At 71.9% G+C, this 18,343-nt stretch carries 12 protein-coding genes and 1 pseudogene; 8 read left to right on the forward strand and 5 right to left on the reverse strand.

Going from position 1 to position 18,343, the window contains the following annotated elements; genetic code table 11:
• Window positions 1-10 precede the first annotated feature (10 nt).
• From WME83_RS37880 to WME83_RS37890, 3 genes are all read left to right on the forward strand, one after another.
• Window positions 11-1,042 carry a hypothetical protein gene (locus WME83_RS37880; protein ID WP_437314571.1) on the forward strand — a complete coding sequence of 344 codons (1,032 nt, stop codon included), beginning with the start codon at window positions 11-13 and terminating at the stop codon, window positions 1,040-1,042.
• Complete coding sequence (locus tag WME83_RS37885; RefSeq protein WP_437314572.1) at window positions 1,036-2,487, forward strand: serine/threonine-protein kinase; 1,452 nt, start codon at window positions 1,036-1,038, stop codon at window positions 2,485-2,487. The genes WME83_RS37880 and WME83_RS37885 overlap by 7 nt, the downstream gene beginning before the upstream one ends.
• A gap of 558 nt (window positions 2,488-3,045) precedes the next feature.
• Window positions 3,046-3,729, forward strand: coding sequence for a hypothetical protein (locus WME83_RS37890; protein WP_437314573.1), 684 nt, complete (start codon window positions 3,046-3,048; stop codon window positions 3,727-3,729).
• Between the two features lie 247 nt (window positions 3,730-3,976).
• On the opposite strand, the gene WME83_RS37895 is transcribed toward WME83_RS37890, so the two are convergent.
• Window positions 3,977-4,843: a LysR family transcriptional regulator gene (locus tag WME83_RS37895; RefSeq protein ID WP_437314574.1), complete on the reverse strand. Its 867-nt coding sequence runs from the start codon at window positions 4,841-4,843 to the stop codon at window positions 3,977-3,979.
• A 97-nt stretch (window positions 4,844-4,940) separates the two neighbouring features.
• Between WME83_RS37895 and WME83_RS37900 the strand changes: the two genes are divergently transcribed.
• Window positions 4,941-5,855, forward strand: coding sequence for an MBL fold metallo-hydrolase (locus WME83_RS37900; protein WP_437314575.1), 915 nt, complete (start codon window positions 4,941-4,943; stop codon window positions 5,853-5,855).
• Between the two features lie 391 nt (window positions 5,856-6,246).
• Complete coding sequence (locus WME83_RS37905; RefSeq protein ID WP_437314576.1) at window positions 6,247-7,266, forward strand: saccharopine dehydrogenase NADP-binding domain-containing protein; 1,020 nt, start codon at window positions 6,247-6,249, stop codon at window positions 7,264-7,266.
• 366 nt (window positions 7,267-7,632) lie between these two features.
• Here the strand turns inward: WME83_RS37905 and WME83_RS37910 are convergent.
• A pseudogene (locus WME83_RS37910) lies at window positions 7,633-7,935 on the reverse strand (hypothetical protein); the annotation flags it as partial.
• A 27-nt stretch (window positions 7,936-7,962) separates the two neighbouring features.
• On the opposite strand from WME83_RS37910, the gene WME83_RS37915 reads away from it, so the two are divergent.
• Entirely contained in the window at window positions 7,963-9,009 is a 1,047-nt protein-coding gene (locus WME83_RS37915) for a Vgb family protein (RefSeq protein ID WP_437314577.1), read from the forward strand.
• A gap of 98 nt (window positions 9,010-9,107) precedes the next feature.
• On the opposite strand, the gene WME83_RS37920 is transcribed toward WME83_RS37915, so the two are convergent.
• Both WME83_RS37920 and WME83_RS37925 read right to left on the reverse strand, forming a co-directional pair.
• Entirely contained in the window at window positions 9,108-9,845 is a 738-nt protein-coding gene (locus WME83_RS37920) for an enoyl-CoA hydratase/isomerase family protein (protein ID WP_437314578.1), read from the reverse strand.
• A 127-nt stretch (window positions 9,846-9,972) separates the two neighbouring features.
• Entirely contained in the window at window positions 9,973-10,584 is a 612-nt protein-coding gene (locus WME83_RS37925) for a Dps family protein (RefSeq protein ID WP_437314579.1), read from the reverse strand.
• Between the two features lie 357 nt (window positions 10,585-10,941).
• Here WME83_RS37925 and WME83_RS37930 point away from each other — a divergent pair, with 357 nt between their 5' ends.
• Together WME83_RS37930 and WME83_RS37935 are read left to right on the forward strand one after the other, a co-directional pair.
• Window positions 10,942-14,796, forward strand: coding sequence for a serine/threonine-protein kinase (locus WME83_RS37930; protein WP_437314580.1), 3,855 nt, complete (start codon window positions 10,942-10,944; stop codon window positions 14,794-14,796).
• A 203-nt stretch (window positions 14,797-14,999) separates the two neighbouring features.
• Window positions 15,000-16,511 carry a formylglycine-generating enzyme family protein gene (locus WME83_RS37935; protein WP_437314581.1) on the forward strand — a complete coding sequence of 504 codons (1,512 nt, stop codon included), beginning with the start codon at window positions 15,000-15,002 and terminating at the stop codon, window positions 16,509-16,511.
• 86 nt (window positions 16,512-16,597) lie between these two features.
• Here WME83_RS37935 and WME83_RS37940 read toward each other — a convergent pair whose 3' ends face one another.
• Complete coding sequence (locus WME83_RS37940; RefSeq protein ID WP_437314582.1) at window positions 16,598-17,893, reverse strand: hypothetical protein; 1,296 nt, start codon at window positions 17,891-17,893, stop codon at window positions 16,598-16,600.
• Between the last annotated feature and the right edge of the window lie 450 nt (window positions 17,894-18,343).

Below are 18,343 nucleotides of genomic sequence, written 5' to 3' on the forward strand. Positions count from 1 at the left end.
GTAGCTGCTGGTGAACATCACGCCCTCGCGAGCGCTCGTTCGATCGCTGCTCTCCTTGGCGCTGGTCCTCGTGCCTTTGGCCGCTCGCGCGGACGCCCCCCCGAGCGGACCCAAGGCTCGACTCCAGCGCTCGGCCGACCGGGCCGTCGCGGAGGGCCAGCTCGCGGAGGCGCGCGACCTGTGGTTGCAGCTGTGGCAACTCGAACCGTCGGAGAAGGCGGCGTGCAACGTCGGGCAGCTCTCGTTCCGGATCGGGGACATGCCCAGCGCGGCCGAGTTTCTCACGGCGTGTCTGGAGAGGGCGCCGGCGCCGGCGGACGCCGGCGCACGTGAGCGGTACCAGAGCCGGGCGCTCGATCTCGCGCGGGCGAAGCAGGCGGTCGGCGCGTTGACCTTCGCCGTGCCCCGGGGCGCGGAGCTGTCGGTCGACGGCCGGCCCGTGGGGCGGGCGCCGCTCGGCCGCGCGGTGTTCGTCGCGCCCGGCGCGCACCGCGTCCGGGCGGCGCTCGGCGAGGCGGCGACGGAGGCTACCGTGGAGGTGCGCGCGGGCGACGCGCGCCAGGTCGTCCTCGATCCCGCCGCGACGGCGGACACCGGAGCGGCAGCGGCGCGGGTCGAGCCGGGCGCGGCGGCGCCTCGTCCACCGGCGCCGCGCGCACCGGCGCGGGCCGAGCCGGGCGCGCCGCCGGGCGCGGGGCCCGCGCCGGGGCTCGTCCTGCTGGGCACCGTCGCGTCCGCCGGGTGCGTCACGCTCGGCGCGGTACTGCTCGCGAGGTCGGGCGAGCACGAGCGCAGGTTCGACGACCTGCTCGAGCGCAACCACGGAGGCTACCGGATCGCCGGCCTGGAGCTCCAGCGCGCGCAGCGCGCCTACAGCGCGATGGAGCTCGCCCAGGAGCGCGCCGCGGTCGCGCTGACGGCCGGCGCGCTCCTGGCCACGGCGACGCTGATCTACGCCTTTTACCCGCGGAGCACCCCGAAGAGCGGCGGCCCGAGGTTGACCGCGGTGGGGACGCGGCTCCACCTGGAGGCGGCGTGGTAGATGGGTCTGGGCTGGGCTACCGGATCGTCGAGCGGCTGGAGGGCCTCGGCCGTGTGGACGTCTATGCCGCCGTCGATCGCGACGGCCGGGAGGCGCTGCTCTACCTGAGCGAGGCGGTGCCCGGCGGGTTCCGCGACGGTCTCGAGCGGCTGCGCGCCGTGAGCCGGCGCATCGAGGAGGTCCCGCTGGTCCTCGACGGCGGCCTCGGGGGCTCGTTCTGCTGGGCGGCGACGGAGCGGTGCGACGGCGGGTCGCTGCGCGCCCTCCTCGAGGAGCGCCCCGGGAGCATCACGCCGCCGTGGGCGCTCTCCCAGGTCGCCGAGGTCGCCGAGGTCCTGAAGATCGCGCACGCCGCGGGGATCTTCCATGGGGATCTCCGCCCCGAGAGCGTGATCCTGCTCGACGACGGCTCGTTCAAGCTCACCGGCCTGGGTCTCGCGCAGCTCTTCGTTCTGAGCGCGGCGGACGCGGCGACGGCGCCCGCGTACCGAGCGCCCGAGCAGCTCGCGGAGCCCGCGGTCCTGGACGAGCGGACCGATGTCCACGCGTTGGGCCTCGTGCTCTACGAGCTCATCGGGCTGCGCCGGCCGTTCGCGGAGCGAGCGCCGGAGGAGCTCGTCCGCTGCATCCTGAACACGACGCCGCTGCCGCTCGAGACCTTCGTCCCCTTGCCGCCGCTGGTCGCGGGCGTCGTGAGGCGCGCGACCGAGAGGGCCCCGGAGGCCCGGTACCGCGACATGGCGGAGCTCATCGCGGCGCTGCACGGCGCGCTCGAGGGCTGGTGTCGCTGGCAAGGCGAGGTCGACCAGGGGGCCGGCCTCGGGGTGCGCCGCGCGTCGATGGCATCGCGCGGCGGGGGGTCGCAGCGTCCGGCGCCGCTGTCCGACGGGTTGGCGCGGCTTTCGGGCGCGGCAGGCCCGAGGTCTGGGGGCGCGACGCCGCACGAACGGCGGCCCGAGCCGGCGATCGAGGAGGTGACGGAGCGGCCGCGCGACGATTTCACCTCGACCGAGACCGAGACTGCGTCTGCGCCCGGCGCGCAGGCGAACAGCCCACCCTCACCGCCCGGGAACAGGCGGACTCGGGTCGCGCTCACCGTGGGAGCAGGCGGCCTGGTCCTCGCGGCGGCGGCAGCGCTTCTCGGGTGGCTCCATCTCGGCTCGCCGTCTGCGGCCCGCCCGCCGGTTGTCGCACGGCTTCCGCGCGTCGTCGTGCTGGCCGCACGCGCTGCGCCGGATCCCGGGGAGCTGGACGCTGTCCCGAGGAAACGCCCCCTCCGCCCGAGGCCCGCGCTCCGCGCGAGTCCGGAGCCCACGGCCCCCGCGACTGCGGCGGCGCCGGTGCCGGCTCCACCGGAGCCGGAGGAGCCGGTGCCGCCGTGCAACGCGGACTGGTACGAGTGCGGAGCAAGCTGGCCCGACGCGCATTCCAGCACGTTCCGTTGACGCCCTCGACATTTCCAGCCTTTAGCAGGGCTTTCTGTCGATTTCTTACGCGCTTCTGCGACTCCGGTGCTGTATAGGAGGAGCCGTGTAGAGGGCAGTCCGCGACCCTCGCTGGTCTCTTTTTCCGGCGAGCGAAGGGTCGTGCCCGGAGGCTCTGTTCGCATGAATACGCTATTTCGCCGCGTGGTGCTCGCCGCGCCGGTGCTCGCTGGCGCCGCGTGGTTCGTGGGCTCTTGTGCTGGGGATTCTCCTTCTCTGGGAGGCTACTGCGAGGACGACGCCGATTGTCACACAGAGCACCAGGACATCCCCGGAGCGACCTGCGTCGGCGATCGTTGCCAGTGCGTCGACGCGGAAGAGCATATCTGTTGCACGCCCAGCGAGGCGGCGGATCCGGATTGCCCTCTGTCATGCAGGCCGTGCGCGGAGTGCGCTCCGGGGACGGCGGCATGCGAGCCTGATGGCGGCGTCGACGCTGGCTGCAAGAGCGACGCTGAGTGCCCTGGGCCGCCGAGCGGCGCGTGCGGGGCCGGACGGTGCGTGGAGGGCGCGTGCACCGTGGAGATCCGCCCCGGGCCGGTCGCCTCGCAGCGAAAGGGAGATTGCCGGCGGGTGGAGTGCACGGTCACGGGCGAGGTTATCGAGCTCGAGGACCCGTCCGACGTCTACAACGACGGCGAGCAGTGTACGTACGATAGCTGCGGCGAGGGCGGGCCGGTCAACAAGCCCCTGACCGAAGGCGCGGAGTGTCCGGACGAGCAACAGAGGATGTGCCATGTGGGCACGTGCGTGGCGTGCTTTGATGGCGACGTGACCATGAACGACTGCCCCAATAACCTAGCGTGCGACGGCTTGGTCTGTGTGCCGTCCCATTGCACGAACAACATTGTCGATGTCGCGCTCGGGGAGACCGCGAGGGACTGCGGCGGTCCGTGCCGCCCATGCGCTGCCGGTGAAGCCTGCGGGACGAGAGCAGATTGCGAGAGCAAGGTCTGCGGCGGGGGTCTCTGCGCGGCGCCGACATGCGAGGACGGCGCGCAGAACGGGGATGAGACGGGGGTCGACTGCGGGGTGTTCCCCTGCCAGCCCTGCGCGGCGGGTCAAGGCTGCAGGACGGGCGCGAGCTGCGAGAGCGGCGTCTGCTGGGCGGGCGAGTGCCAGGAGCCCTCGTGTACCGACGGGGTGATGAACGCCGGCGAGACCGGCGTGGATTGCGGCGGAGGCTGCGCGCCCTGCGGGTGAGCCGGCGGCCTGGGGACGCGGCGTGCGCGCCGTGAGCCCGGGCGGAGCGCGGCCGCTGCCGTTCCGCATGCAGCGCGAGCCGCTGGACGACGGCCTCGCTCCGTAGGCTCCGTAGGATGCGAGCGCCCTCTCGCGGATGGCTGGCCTGCTCCTTCACCGGCTGATCCGGGGCGTGGAGTACGCCGATCTCGCCGCGCTCATCCACGGCGCGACCATCAGGGGCTGAGCCTCGCGGAGTAGGGGCGACTCAAAGGAGGGAGCCCACATTCCCTGGGTCAGTGATGAAATCAACCAGCGCCCGCACCCGAGCGGGCACATGGGCTCTCGAAGGCATCACCAGATAGAGCGGCAGCGCAGGGACTCGATGGCTGGAGGACAGCCTCGCCAGGGCGCCGGATCTCACCTCCTCGGCGCACAGGCTCTCCGGCAGCAGGGCGATCCCGCGCCCTTGCAGCGCAAAGGTCTTTGCGAGCTCGAAATTGCGCGTGGAGAGCGGGGCCGGCTGCACGCTTGAACGAGCGCGCTTCCGCAGGCGCTGCGCAGGGTCGTAGATCGCATGCTCGTGCAGGTGGACGAGCGTCTTCCCGACGCGCCGCGTCTTGATGTACTCGGGGCTGGCATGAAAGGCGAGTCCGCCCTCGCCGAGCTTGCGCGCCACGACGCCCAGGGTGCCGGGGGAGCCGCCACGCAGGGCGAGGTCGATGTTGTGGGCCACCAGGTTCAGGAGCTCGTCGCTGACCACGGTCTCGACGCGAATCCCGGGATGCCGCTCGATGAACGCGCCGAGCAAACGTGCCAATGCCGGCTTGGGCATGTCGAGCGGCACCGTGAGCCGTATCGTGCCGGCGAGCTCGTTCGACCGCGTGAGCTGGCTCTCGGCTCTCGTGAGCACGTCGATGGCTGCTTCGCACTGCTCCATGTAGGAGCGGCCCTCGTCCGTCAGCGTGACGCGGCGGGTGGTTCGATGTAGCAGGCGGACATTCAAGCGCTCTTCCAGGGCACGCACCCGCGCGCTCACCGTGGATCGCGGCAAAGATAGGTGCTGGCTTGCCGCGGCGAAGCTGCCCGATCGTGCGACCTCGATGAATGCCTGGATCTGCGGGAGGCTGATCATTGAACAAGTTTTTTAGTCAGTCTCGGCGAGATTGTCCATCTCGTCTGCCCCAACTGAAGGCGCTACGCTTTGCCCGTCATCACCACGGAGCAGACGAATGGCTTCTACTCGGCGCAACTTTCTCTGGGCTCTTTCGCTGCTGACGCTGCAAGGCTGCGCGCTGCCGCCTGACCGCACCTCCGCGGCCCGGTCGAGCGAGCCTGCGCAAGAGCCCGTGGTCCACGTCACGTGGGTCGGGGGGCCGACGATGGCGATCTCGTTCGGCGATCTGACCATCCTGACGGATCCGGTGCTGGGAGAGAGCTTCTCGATGGGCGACCCCAACGAGCCCGTGGACTACCGGAAGGTCGTGCAGCACCATCGGTCGACGCCGTTCAGCGGCATCGACCCCGAGGTCGCGGACCTCGTGCTGCTCAGCCATGCCCATGAAGACCACTTCGATCAGCAGGCGTGGGCTGATCTTGATCGTTCGCTGCCCATCCTGCTGCCGATGGCCGACGTGAGGACGGTGACCGCCAAAGGGTTCAGGCGCGTGGACGGTATGCAGTGGGGAGACACGCGGCGGCTGGCTGCTGGCGCAGGGCGCGCAGTGATCATCACCGCCATGCCCGCGCACCATTCGACCGAGCCGGAGGTCGCCGAGGCTCTCGGCAAGGGAAACGGATACTGGGTCGAGCTGACCGAAGGCAGCTGGCGGCGAACGATCTACTGGACGGGCGATTCGATGCCGACCGAGGAGGTGATCGCCGCAGCCCGGTCGCGGGGTAGGCCGGATCTGCTGGTACCCCATGTCGGTGGGGTGGGCGCGACCGGGCCTTTCGGGCTGATCAGCATGCGGGCGTCGGACGTGGTCGCGCTCGCCCGGGCCGTTCAGCCGCGACACGTGCTGCCCATTCACCATTCGACCTACGCGTTCTACCGCGAGCCGATCAGCGAGCTCGCCGCGCGCAGCGAAGGCGAGGCGTACCGGCTGGATTTGATCGCCGCCGGGTCGACGGTCGTGTACCGGTAGGCGGCCTCCGGAAGCGGGCGGGCTCGGGCCGCCTCTGCAGCTCGCCCGCGATCGGCTCGGCGCCGGCGCGCTCCGCCACGCGCCCGAGCGGCAGGGCGTCAGTCCCCTCCCCCCGGACGATCTCGAGCGCCGTCGCGAGGAGCTGCTCGCGTCGCTCGGCCTTGGAGAGCCGCCTGTTCGATGTCCCCGCCATGCAGCCCTCATCCCAGCACCGGCGCCCCCGGTTCGTACCGGCGCCCCCGGTTCGTACCGGCGCCCCCGGGCGCGCACGGCGAAGAAAACGCCGCGGGCGCGCTTGACAGGGCGGGCCCCCGTGAACATTACCATTGGTAACTTACTAACGGTAGTTTGTTCACGCCCGGCGGATCGGGCGGAGAGGAGCTCATCCATCATGACGAACATGGCGAAGGGCACGAGGGAATCCGTTCTCATCGTCGGAGGGTCCGGCGTCGTCGGCTCTCGGACCGCGAGGACGCTGCGCGCGCTGTACCCCGACCTGCCGATCGCGATCGGCGGGAGAGATCTCGCGAAGGCCGCGGCGGTCGCGGAGCAGGTCGGCCGCGCGCGCCCCGTCCGCGTGGACCTCGAGCGGCCCGATCTCGGGCAGACGGCGGGCGAGGCGTACGGCGCGGTGCTCATGTTCTTGAAGGACGAACGGATGAACGCGCTCCGCTTCGCGCAGGAGACCGGCGCGGCCTACGTCGACATCTCGACGGTGGCGTTCGAGATCGCGCCCGAGATCGCGCTCCACGCGCAGCGCCCGAGGAGCGCGCCCGTCCTGCTCGCCAGCCACTGGCTCGCCGGCGCCGCGACGTTACCGACCCTCCATTTCGCGAGGGGCTACGCGCGCGTCGAGAGCGTCGCGATCGGCGTGGTCCTCGACGAGCAGGACGTGGGCGGCCCCGCCGCGTACGCCGATTTCGAGCGCCAGACCAGGGCCGGGATGAACGCGCTCCTCCTGAAGGACGGCCGGTGGATCTGGGTGGGTGGAGAGGAGGCCTCACGGTCGTTCGTGACCGTCGACGGCACCGAGGTAAAGGGCCAGATCTACCCGGTGCTCGATCCCATGAGCATCGCCGCGGCGACGGACGCGCGCTCGATCCGGTTCGATCTCGTGCTCGGGGAGACGGCCAGCCGCCGGCGAGGCGAGCCGTTCTCGACCGAGATCGTGATCGAGCTCGAGGGGGTGAAGAAGGACGGCGCGCGAGGGCGTTCGCGTCACGAGCTCGTGCACCCGGAGGGCCAGGCGCCGATGACCGCCGTCGGCGTCGCCGTGGCCGTGGAGCGGCTGCTCGGGCTCGCCGGCGGCGAGCGCGTGGCCCCAGGGCTCTACCATCCGAACGCGCTGATCGACCCCGAGCACATGCTCGACCGCCTCGCCGCGTTCGGCACGCGAATCCGCAGCGCGTGACCCGGCGCGCCCGCCGGTCGCCCTCTCGGGCGAAGGCCAACAGGCCACCTCCACCGCCCGGGGGCGCATCCGGATCGCGCTCACGGTGGCAGCAGGCAGCCTGGTCCTCGCGGCGGCGGCAGCGCTCCTCGGCTGGCTCCATCTCGGCTCGCTGGCTGCGGCCCGCCCACCGGCCGTTGCGCGGCTTCCGCACGTGCTCGTGCTGGTCTCCATGCGGTGCACACTGGCACGGGTGCGGGACAATCTGGCGTGATGCGCGCTCCAGCACATTCCGTTGACGTTCTCAAGCTTGCCAGCCTTCGGCGTCGCTTCCTGTCGCTCTCTTGCGCGCTTCGGATCCGCTCGCGGTATGCCGAGATACGCGACGATCGCGCCCGACTCGCGCAGGACGAGCGCGCCGTCGACGAGCACAGGCACCTTGCGGTGCGGGTTGAGGGCGGCACAGGGTGTGCGCGTGACATCATCGGGCCATGCATCGTCGGCACGGTGCTGCAGAGTCACGTCGACTTTGATGGAGCGCTCGATCGGCTTGAGGGGTCGAAGTCGCCAAGGGGTGGGTGACTCAGCCCCGACGACGTCGCTGAGCCCATCACGCGAGCGCCGAGCGCTCGACTGATTTTTGTACCCTTCAGAGCGGCGCTCCTGCAATATAAATCTCCTCAACCGCATCCATGTCAATCACCGAAAGGCGGATCCATGCGTCGTTCCAGGAACATATACGGAGCCTTTGTAATCCTGGCCGCGCTGCTCTCGGGTTGCGGCGACGGTGACGGTGGTGGTGGTGGTAAGTCTGCGCCGAGCCTGCTGATCGCGAACACACGCGGCGACAACGTTGTCCGCATCGATCAAGAGACGGGCGCCTTCCTCGGCGAGGTGATCGCGAAAGGCTCCGGCGGGCTCCTCGCCCCGGATACGATGGTCATCGGCCTCGACGCCGATCTCTACATCTCGAGCGGCGACAGCGAGCAAAACTCGGCGGTGCTCCGCTATGACGGCAAGACATTTGCTTTCAAGGGCAAATTCGCCTCGGGCGGAGGCCTGGTGCGCCCTTACGGCATCGCGTTCGGCCCCGACGGGAAGCTCTATGTGTCGAGCTTCCTCAGCGATCAGCTCCTGCGCTATGACGGGACGACCGGCGCCTTCATCGACGTATTCAAGACGGGCGACGGCCAGCCGGGCGGGCTGAACGGGCCCAACGCCCTCACCTTCGGCCCCGACGGAAAGCTCTATGTGACCACCGAGGGCTCGGTGGCGGTCGACGGTAAGCCCACCTTCCCGGGCTTGCCGAGCCAGGTGCTGCGCGTCGATATCGAGACGGGCGACATGGCCGTGTTCATCGACCAGCCGGAGCTCTCCCCGGCGGGCCTCGGCTTTATTAGCCTCGTCGGCGTGGTCTTCGGGCCTGACTGCGAGGGCGGCGCGTGCGACGTGTTCGTGAGCGATTTCGCGAACGACATCCGGCGCTACGATCGCGCGACCGGGGCGCTCATGAGCACGATGTCCACGAATTACTCCGGCAAGACGCCGAGCGAAAACAACCTCGGATCGCTCGCGTTCGGAGCCGGAGGTCGGCTCTTCACCGTGGGCTTCAACGCCGACGAGGCGACGGGCCACCCGGGGGCTGTGCTGCGGTTCGACGGCGCGACGGGCTCGCCGCTCCCCGCGTCGGGCCAGATGGGTGCCCTGCTCGTGCCGGAGGACGAGCGCCTGGTCCGCCCCATCGGGGTCCTTGCCCTGCCGTAAACCCTCGCCTCCGAGGTGAGGCGGCAGGCGCACGGACCCATGGAGAGAGGCGACGCGCGCTCAACGGCCGTGGCGGCGACGGCGACGCGTGCTGGACCTCACCCCGCCAGCGGCGCCGCCAACGCTTCCTTGGCGGAGAGCAGCGCCTCGACGAAGGCCTCCCGCTCCTCCGGCGCCGGCGCCGCGATCCGCGCCCACGCCTCCTTGCGCTGGCTCGCCTTGACGAAGCGGAACGCCGCCGCGGGGCGGCTGCACGCCGTGGCGAGCCAGCGGCGCGCGTCCTCGAGCGGCTCCTTGGAGAGCGCGTCGCCGACGCCCATCTCGAACACCTCCGCCGGAGAGTGGCTGTCCGCCCCGAAGACGAGCCTCCGAAACGCGCGGGTGGGACAGGCGGCGCGCACGATCTCGAAGGCGACACGCGGAAACGGGATCCCCACGACGAGCTCGGGGAGCCCGAACTTAGAATCGCCGTCGCCGAGCGCGATGTAGTCGGCGCACATCGCGAGCACGGCGCCGCCCGCGAGCGCGTGGCCGTGCACGGCGGCGGCGAACGGCTTCGGGAAGCGGAACGCGGCGCCGAACGCAGCGTCGAAATCGTCGAGGAAGCCCGCGAGCCGCTCTCGATCGAGCGACGCGACCTCGCGCAGATCGAGCCCCGCGGACAGGCACTTGCCGGCGCCGCGGACGAGGACGCCGCGCACGGCGCCGTCCTCCGCGAGCCGCCGGAAGACGTCGGCCATCTCGCGGAGCACCGCCTGGCTCATCGCATTGACCTTGGGTCGATTCAACACGACCTCGGCGATACCGCCGCTCTCGAGCACCTCGATGAATTGCATGGGGAGAGCATCGCGCACCGCGGATCACGGCGCAAGACCGCGCGTCCGGCGGCGATCCGACGGCCTCATCCACCCCGGTTATCCCGGCCACCCCCGGCCGCGCTCAGCGCGGGATCGCCCCCGCCGCCTACCGCGCCCGGACGAGCGGCGTGTCCACGAGGTGCTCGGACAGGAACCACACCTGCATCTCGTTGACGCGCACAATCTGGCTCACGAGCAGGTCGTTCGTCCCGTCGTCGCCGCCCTGCGCCGCCTTGCCCGCCGCCTCGCGCGCCTCGATCAAGATCTGCTCGTGCGCCTCGAGCAGCCGCGAGATCTGCACCGGCACCTCCTCGCGCCCCCGCGGCGGCCGCTCGATCTTCGACATCTCCGCGACGTCGTGCGGCATCGCGATGGCGATCCCCCCGAGCGTCTGCACCCGCTCGGCCAGGTCGTCGACCAGCTTGGCCTGCTCCTCGTAGTGCTTGTCGAGCAGCAGGTGCAGCGAATAGAAGGTCGCCCCGGATACCTGCCAGTGGTGCTTCTTGTACATGTCGCGCAGCACCATCGTGTCGCTCAGGATCTGATTGAGCGCCTTGATGCTGGCCGCGCGCACGTCGTCGCCGAGCCCCAGCGGATAGCGCGCCAGCGCCCCGTACGGCTGAATCTCCTCCCCGCGCTGGCGCAGGATGGGTTGCGCCTCGGGCCCTGGCCTGCCGTCCCCGGTCGTCTGCTCACGCAACTGAGTCATGGTCGCCATGATCGCTCCTCTCGCCACCACGCCTTCTTCGCGTTCGAGGCGCCGCGTGGCAACCCCTCCACCAGCGCCGCGAGGCCGCCCCTGCACGCCTGCCGCGCTCACCCCGCCTGCCGCGCTCACCCGCCTGCCGCGCTCACCCCACCTGTCTCGCGGCTCCCTCGCCCTGCCTCTGTTTCGATCAGATTTCCAGATCGCGCCCCGCACATACGCGCTCGTCCGCCCCGGCCGGCTCTTCGCCCCGAGACGTACGCGGACCGGGCGCGAGGCCGCGCGACGCGGAATGAGCACTGGACGCAGAGCTTGCCTCGCTGGCAGTCTGGCCGCCGGTGAGCACCCTCCCGGGGCGCTCGGTGAGCGATGCAGGCAGGAGACATCATCGACGGCCGCTTCTGCATCGAGCACCTGGCGGCCTCCGGCGGAATGGGCGCCGTCTACCGGGCGCACGATCGAGAGACCGGCGAGGCCGTCGCGATGAAGCTCCTGACCACCGAGGGCACCCAGCACCTCGGCCGCTTCGCGCGCGAGGCGCAGGCGCTCGCGGCGGCCCGCGTGCCCGGCGTCGTGCGCTACGTCGCGCACGGCACCACCGCGTGGGGGCAGCCGTACCTCGCCATGGAGTGGCTCGACGGCGAGACGCTCTCCGACCGCCTCACGCGCCAGGGCCTCACCCTCGAAGAGACCCTGGAGCTCGGCCTGCGCGTCGCGACGACCCTCGGCGAGATCCACAGGCTCGGCCTCGTCCACCGCGACCTGAAGCCGAGCAACCTGCTGCTCCAGGGCGGCGCGCTCGACCGCGTGAGCCTCATCGACTTCGGCCTCGCGCGCACCGCCGCCGACGAGCCGCTCACGGCCGCCGGCCTCGTCCTCGGCACGCCCGGGTACATGGCCCCCGAGCAGGCCCGCGGCGAGCTCAGCGCCGACGCCCGCGTCGACGTGTTCGCCCTCGGGTGCATCCTCTACCGCTGCCTCACCGGCCGCCCCGCCTTCCAGGGGAACGCCGGCCTCGCCGTGCTGATGAAGGTCCTCCTCGAGGACCCGCCCCGCGTGCGCGAGCTCCGGCCCGGCACCCCGGCCGCGCTCGACGACCTCGTCGCCCGCATGCTCGCGAAATCGCCGCAGGATCGACCGGCCGACGGCGACGCCGTCGCGGCCGAGCTCGCCAGGATCGACGCGCCCGAGGGCGGCCTCGGCGGGCCGCGCTCCTTCCCGCCGCGGGCCGTGGAGCTCACGACCGGCGAGCGGCGCGTGATGTGCCTCGTGGTCACCCGCGAGCACCCCGCCGAGGGCGACGGCGCCGAGGAGCCGCGCCGCGCACAGCTCTGGCAGCTGCACGACGTGGCCGAGCAGTACCGCGGCGAGCTCGAGCTCGTCGAGGGCCGCTCGCCGCTCATCGTGCTGTCGGGCGCGGGCACCCCGACCGACCTCGCGGCGCGCGCCGCCCGCTGCGCCCTCGCGCTGAAGGAGCTGCTCGGCGGCGCGCCCGTCGCCCTCGCCACCGGCCGGGCGGAGCTCTCCGCCCGCGTGCCCGTCGGCGAGCTCATCGACCGCGCCTTCCAGATGCTCGCGGCCGACGACGGCCGCTTCCCCCTCGCGGGCGTCCGCATCGACGAGGTGACCGCGGGCCTCATCGGCGCCCGCTTCGACGTCACCGAGGACGCCGCCGGCCGCGTCCTCCACGGCGCGCGCGACGAGCGCACCGCGCAGCTGCTCGGCAGGCCGACCACGTACGTCGGCCGCGAGCGCGAGCTCGCGATGCTCCTCGGGGAGGTCGATCGCTGCATCGACGAGGGCGCCGCCGGCGCCGTGCTCGTGACCGCCGAGGCAGGCATGGGCAAGTCGCGCCTGCGCCAGGAGCTCATCCGCAAGCTCCGCGAGCGCGGCGACCGCATCGAGGTCTGGATCGGCCAGGGCGACCCCATGGGCGCGGGCTCCGCCTTCGGCCTGCTCGCGAGCGCCCTCCGCCACGCCCTCGGCATCGCCGACGGCGAGCCGCTCGAGGCGCGGCAGCGCAAGGTCCGGAGCCGCGCGGAGCAGCACGGCCTCGACGCCGCCCGCGTCGCGCCGTTCCTCGGCGAGCTCGTCGGCGCGCCGTTCCCCGACGAGCACGACGTGCAGCTCAGGCTCGCGCGGCGCGACGCCGTGCTCATGGGCGACCAGCTCCGCCTCGCCTGGGAGGCGTTCCTCGGGGCGGCGTGCCGCGCAGGGCCCGTGCTCCTCGTGCTCGAGGACCTGCAGTGGGGCGATCTCCCCACCGTCACGATGGTGGAAGAGGCGCTGCGGAAGCTCAAGGACGCGCCGCTGCTCGTGCTGGCGCTCGGGCGGCCCGACGTGCGCCGGCTCTTCCCGGGGCTCTGGGAGGGCCGGCTCGCGCACGAGCTGCACCTCTTGCCGCTCCCGCGCCGGGCGAGCGAGCGGCTCGTCCGCGAGGCGCTCGGCGCGCACGCGCGGCACGACCTCGTGGCGCGCCTCGTCGAGCGCGCGGACGGCAACGCGTTCTTCCTCGAGGAGCAGATCCGCGCCGCCGCGGAGGGCAAGAGCGAGGGCCAGCCGGAGACGGTGGTGGCCATGGTGCAGGCGCGGCTGGAGACGCTCGACGCCGAGGCGCGGCGGCTCCTCAGGGCGGCGAGCATCTTCGGCGAGACGTTCCGGGCGAGCGCGGTCGCCGCGCTGCTCGGGAGCATCGACATCGCGCCGCTCCTCTCGGAGCTCCTGCGGCGCGAGGTGATCGTGCGGCGCGGCGAGGGGCGGCAGCGCGACGACGCGGAGTACTGCTTCCGCCACGCGCTCGTGCGCGAGGCCGCCTACGGCATGCTGACCGCGCGCGACCTCCGCATCGGCCACGCGCTCGCCGGCGGCTTCCTCGAGGCGGCCGGCGAGGGCGATCCGCGGGTCCTCGCCGAGCACTTCGAGCGCGGCGAGGAGCCCGAGAAGGCCGCCGAGTGGTACCTGCGCGCGGCGGACAAGGCGCTGCGGGGCAACGACCTCGCCGCGGCGATCGCTTGCGCCGAGCGCGGCATCGCCTGCGGGCCGGGGGAGGCCGCGGTGGGCGCGCTCCGCCTCGTCGAGGCCGAGGCGCTGCTCTGGCGCGGGGAGCCCGCCCTCGCCGAGCAGCGCGGGATCGAGGCGACGCAGCACCTCGCGCCCGGCTCCGTGGCGTGGTTCTCGGCGTTCACGCAGCTCGCCGGCGCGGGGCACAAGCAGGGCCAGTACGAGCGCGTCGAGCGCTGGATGATGGTCGTCCTCGGCACAGAGCCCCTCGAGGGCGCGCGCGTCGCGAAGAACGCCTGCCTGCTCGAGGGGGCGATCGTGCTCCTGCTCGGCGGCCGCTACGCGTGCGTCGACGCGCTGATCGACGCGGTCGAGCAGGCGACGGAGGACGCGTCGGCCGCGGATCTGCTGATCGAGGCGAAGCTCCTCTACCTGCACGGGCTGCTCCGGCAGCACAACGGCGATCCGAGCGCCTGCATCGCGAGCATGAGCGCGGCGCTCGCCGCCTTCGAGGACATCGGCGATCGCCGCGAGGCGTGCCGGGCGCGGCTCAACATGGGCCTCTGCTACGTGCAGTTCGGGTACTTCGAGGCGGCGGCGGAGGTGCTCCGCGCCGGGCTCGCGGAGGCGGAGCGGATGGCGCTCGACGATCGGGTGCCGAACGCGCTGCAGAACCTCGGCCTCGCGCTGGCCCACTCGGGCCAGGTCGACGCCGCCAAGGCGGCCCTGCGGAGCTCGATCGAGGCGCTGGAGCGCCGCGGCGACCGGCGCCGGGAGTGCGAGAGCCGGCTCCAGCTCGCGCGCGTGCTGCTCCTCGCGGGCGAGCCCGCGCTCGCCGAGGTGGAGTCGCGGGCGGCCGAGGCGCTCGCGCGGGGCGTGCCGGAGCGGCTCCCCGCGGCGATCGCGACGCGCGCGCGCGCCCTGCTCGAGCTCGGGCGCGCCGGGGAGGCGCTCGCGGCCACGACCGAGGCGCTGTCGCTGCTCGAGTCGGACCGCCGCGAGGAGGAGGGCTTCCTGGTGCGCCTGGTCCACGCCGAGGCGCTCTCGGCGACGGGCCAGGCGGCCGAGGCCAAGGGCGCCATCGCGCTGGCCCGCAACGGGCTGCTCGTGCGGGCCGGGAGGATCGGCGATCCGGTCTGGCGCGAGCGCTTCCTGAGCGACGTGCCCGATCACGCGCGGATCCTCGCGCTGGCGCGCGAGTGGCTGGACGAGATCGCTCGCTGAGGAGCCGGCGACCGCGGAGCGCCTGGGGCCTCGTGGAGCGCCTGCGGCCTCGCGGAGAAATGCCTGCGCGGCGCACGTGGAAGCACGTATCTGGCGGTGGTTTCGTCTCGCCGGCCGGTGTTTTGTCGCGCTGAACAGCCGATATCACAAGTAAGCTGAGCGTCTTCCTCTGACCTCGTGATTGAACGCTGGGAGGCAGCTCCATGATCCGGTCGTCTGTCGTTCTGATTCCTCTCGCGGCCCTCGCCGTGGCCGTCTCGTGCAGCAGCAGCGACGGGAAGGGCCGGCCTCCGACCCAAGGAAACCTCCCCACGGGCAGCGTCACGACGGGCACCGGCGGACACGGCGGCGGCCCCGGCGGGCAAGGCGGACAGGGCGCGGGCGGCGGTGAGCCCTCGCCGGGCTGTACCAACGGCGTGAAGGACGGCGAGGAGACGGACCGCGACTGCGGCGGCGACTGCGATCCCTGCGGCGCGGGCCAGGCGTGCGCCGAGCCGACGGATTGCCTCTCACGGCGTTGTGAGGAGAGCGCCGGCGGCGGCACCACGTGCGCGGAGGCGCAGTGCGACAACGGCGTGAAGGACGGCGACGAGACCAGCATCGACTGCGGCGGCGCCGCGGCGGCGCAGCGCAACGACAACCCGGAGTGTCCTCCCTGCCCGGACCTCCTGGAGTGCGTGGCGAGCTCGGATTGCGAGTCGCTGAGCTGCGTGGGCGGCAAGTGCCTGACGGCGAGCTGCAGCGACACGGTGAAGAACGGCGACGAGACCGCCGTCGATTGCGGCGGGCGCTGCGCCGGCTGCGACGCCGGCGAGGCATGCCGCCTGTCGACCGACTGCAGCGAGCTCGTCTGCATCAATCAGATCTGCCAGGAGGCGAGCTGCAGCGACGGGGTGAAGAACGGCAAGGAGACCGACGTCGACTGCGGCGGGAATGGCTGCCGCACCAAGTGCCCTCCGGGGCAGCAGTGCACGAGCGGCGAAGACTGCGCGTCGAACCTCTGCAACAGCACGACCCATCTCTGCGCCTGCCCCAACGGGATGGTGATCGCGCCCGTGGCGGGCGGAGGGAACTACTGCATCGATCAGTACGAGGTGACCAAGGAGGAGTACGACGCCTTCCTGGGGGCGAGCCTGCCGCCCGCCGGCCTGCCGGCCGAGTGCTCCGGAAACATCTACCAACCCTCGGACGGGTGGCCCTACGCCGAGGCGAGAGCGCCCGTCAACTACATCGACTGGTGCGACGCGTACGCATACTGCATGTGGCGGAGCAAGCACCTCTGCGGCAGGATCGGCGGTGGAGCGAGCTCGCCCGCCGAGCTCGCGAACCGCGCGCAGAACGAGTGGTACAACGCGTGCTCCGGCCAGGGCGTGAACGAATATCCTTATGGCCACGCGTATGAGCCGAAGTGCAAGGTCAACGATCCCGACGGCGAGTTCGCCCTGAAGTCCGTGGGTCCCTCCCCGGTTCCGCCGCTGACGATGTGCGAGGGCAGCGTGACGGACCTCTATCACATGAGCGGGAACGTGGCCGAGTGGGAGAACTCCTGCGACGCGGAGGGCAACTGCCTCGTCCGCGGCGGCTCGAGGGCGTCCGTGCCGGACGCGGACGATGTCGCGAACGGCACGCTCAAGGCGGCCAGGTGCGATGCGGGCTCGTACGCGCGCCGGCGCGACGACACCAACCCGAACATCGGCTTCCGCTGCTGTTTTTGAGGGTGCGGTGCGCGCCTGACGGCGCGCAGGGCAGCGCGCCCGACCCGGCGGCGGCGCTGGCGAGCGCCGCCGCCGCTCGCGCGAGCTCAATCCGCCGCTTCGGGATCGCAGCCGTAGAGGACGTCGATCGCCGCGCCGGCGTCGGCCTGGACCGCCTGGCACGCGTCGGGGCAGAGCTTGATCATGTCGTCCTCGATGAAGAACGAGCCCGCGGCGCACGCCGCCGCGTTCGGCACCTGACCGAACGACTGCGCCTCGCCCCCGTCGCCCGGCGTGTACTGGACGACCACGGTCGAGAGATCGATGACCTCCCCCGGCGGCGAGTCCGGCACGGCGAACTCGCACTCGACCACCGCTCCGGTGATGACGCCCTCCGCGATCGCCTGGAACACCACGTCATAGGAGCTCGTCTCGCAGAGCGGGAACCTGAGGCCGCCGGTCCTCTTGCTGAGCGTCTGGTAGCCCGTGCCCGGCGCCACGGCGGTGCCGCACGTCTCCTCGACCACGTCGCCGTCGGGCTCGTAAGCGTCCGTGGCGGGCGTGTTCTCGCGGAGCCCGACGATGCTGTGGAAGACGTAGTTCGGCGCGGTGACGTCGCCGAAGACCACCGGATCCAGGCCGAACAAGAGGCCCTCGAAGTCATCGGCGACGTCTTCCAGCGGCTGCCGCGTGTCGTCGATATAGATGTTGCGCGGGAGGTGCGTCGACTGGCAACCCACGTGATCGTCGGTGATGACCGTGATCACCTTGAGCGAGTCCTCGCGCACCCACTCGGACCAGCCGGACGGCGCGACGCCGTGCTGGTCGGGCAGGCCGCCGTTGTAGCTGCCGAGAAGGACGCAGAGCGCGTCGTTGCTCCTGATCTCGTGGCTGTAATGGTAGAAGACGGGCGGGTTGTTCCCGGGCGCCTCCGGCACCGGGTCGCAGCTCGCCGCGCTGAGCGGGGCGCCGATGCAGATCGAGTCGTCGACCTGCGCGGTGCCGTGCGCGGAGATCATGATGACGCGGTAGTCGATGCCGCTCGCGCCGATGATCGCGGCGAAGCTCTCGTTGATGTTGTTCTGTACGCTGATGATCTCGTTCGCCATGCTGGGCGAGTTGTCGATGACGAACACGATATCGACCGGCCGCTTCGTGAGCGTGGCCTCGGCGACCGTGGCGACACACGCCGTGTCCGGCGTGACGGGCGGCGCGCCTCCCGTGTTGTGGCCGGACCCCGCGCCGATCTGGTCGTCGCCGCCGTCGCCGCCGCCCCCAGCGGTCCCCCCGTCGCCCCCGGCGCCGCCGGCGCCGCCGCCTCCGCCGACGTTCGCTCCAGCCGTCTCGCCTGCCTCGCCCTCCGCTCCGGAGCTGCAGGAGCACCCCGCGGCGCCGGTGATCATCAGAACACCCAACCCAAGAAGCGGAACCACCATGGTAGACCGGGAGAGCTTCACATGAACCTCGACCGCTAAGGCGCAAGAACGCGCCATATCAGATTGCACAACTGCAACGAGATGTGGTGATGAATTTGACCCGAACGCGATTTTTTCTCGCTGGCTGCTCGCTCGCTGGGCCGTGTGAGGGTCGTTGTGCGCAGTAGGCGGCGCGCCGCGCTCTTCCAGACCCGATGTGCTGCGGTCCGGGTCGAGGCTCCGCTTCATGCGCGTTGGCGCAAAGCACGCACGTCCGGGCGCGCGCGCGCACATCGGTCCACGGACCGCAGCACGCCCCATCGGCCCACGGACCGCCGCACGCCCCATCGGCCCACGGACCGCAGCACGCCCCATCGGCCCACGGACCGCAGCACGCGAGGCGCGCGCGGCGAGGGCGCGGTGCCGCGGCGCCGGGTC

Origin of the sequence: Sorangium sp. So ce385 (assembly GCF_051474135.1) — a bacterium.
Lineage (GTDB): Bacteria > Myxococcota_A > Polyangia > Polyangiales > Polyangiaceae > Sorangium > Sorangium cellulosum_D.

Bases quoted from the DNA above. Each gene is read 5' to 3' on its own strand.
- WME83_RS37920 (WP_437314578.1), bottom strand. From the start codon at position 9,845: ATGCAATTCATCGAGGTGCTCGAGAGCGGCGGTATCGCCGAGGTCGTG.
- WME83_RS37930 (WP_437314580.1), top strand. From the start codon at position 10,942: ATGCAGGCAGGAGACATCATCGACGGCCGCTTCTGCATCGAGCACCTG.
- WME83_RS37915 (WP_437314577.1), top strand. From the start codon at position 7,963: ATGCGTCGTTCCAGGAACATATACGGAGCCTTTGTAATCCTGGCCGCG.
- WME83_RS37940 (WP_437314582.1), bottom strand. From the start codon at position 17,893: ATGATCACCGGCGCCGCGGGGTGCTCCTGCAGCTCCGGAGCGGAGGGC.
- WME83_RS37900 (WP_437314575.1), top strand. From the start codon at position 4,941: ATGGCTTCTACTCGGCGCAACTTTCTCTGGGCTCTTTCGCTGCTGACG.
- WME83_RS37925 (WP_437314579.1), bottom strand. From the start codon at position 10,584: ATGGCGACCATGACTCAGTTGCGTGAGCAGACGACCGGGGACGGCAGG.
- WME83_RS37905 (WP_437314576.1), top strand. From the start codon at position 6,247: ATGACGAACATGGCGAAGGGCACGAGGGAATCCGTTCTCATCGTCGGA.
- WME83_RS37935 (WP_437314581.1), top strand. From the start codon at position 15,000: ATGATCCGGTCGTCTGTCGTTCTGATTCCTCTCGCGGCCCTCGCCGTG.
- WME83_RS37895 (WP_437314574.1), bottom strand. From the start codon at position 4,843: ATGATCAGCCTCCCGCAGATCCAGGCATTCATCGAGGTCGCACGATCG.